This window comes from Levilactobacillus enshiensis (assembly GCF_007115095.1).
GTDB classification, from domain to species: Bacteria; Bacillota; Bacilli; order Lactobacillales; family Lactobacillaceae; genus Levilactobacillus; species Levilactobacillus enshiensis.
The window spans coordinates 1-401 of the sequence record NZ_SULH01000044.1; the positions used below are offsets into that span (position 1 = coordinate 1).

The window sequence follows — 401 nt, forward strand, 5'->3', positions numbered from 1 at the left end:
AACTGGTACGAAATCGTCATCAACATTCCTTCACGATTCTTCCGAACGGATAGGTCGACAATATCATCTTGAACAGTCGACTTAGACAGAAACGCAACCACATTTGAATCTTGCTCAACGGATCCTGACTCACGAATATCGCTTAATTGCGGCGACTTGTCTTGACGGCTTTCGATTCCTCGATTAAGTTGCGTCAACGCGACAATCGGTACGTCATACTCATTAGCCATTACCTTTAATTGACGAGTAATCTCACCGACTTGCAGGTACCGTTCCTTGAATCCAGGCACCGTAATCAGGCCAATATAGTCGACAAACGCAACATACTCATTTTGCTTAGCCTCACTCGCATGTCGTCGAATCACACTAGCAATTTGAGCAAGCGTCTTCGTCTGGTCATA

1 protein-coding gene is annotated in these 401 nt (G+C 45.1%); it reads right to left on the reverse strand.

Features of this window, described 5'->3' with window-relative positions; all coding sequences use genetic code 11:
• A partial coding sequence (locus FAY32_RS14510; protein ID WP_263862562.1) for a DnaB helicase C-terminal domain-containing protein occupies positions 1-401 on the reverse strand: 401 nt, incomplete at both ends.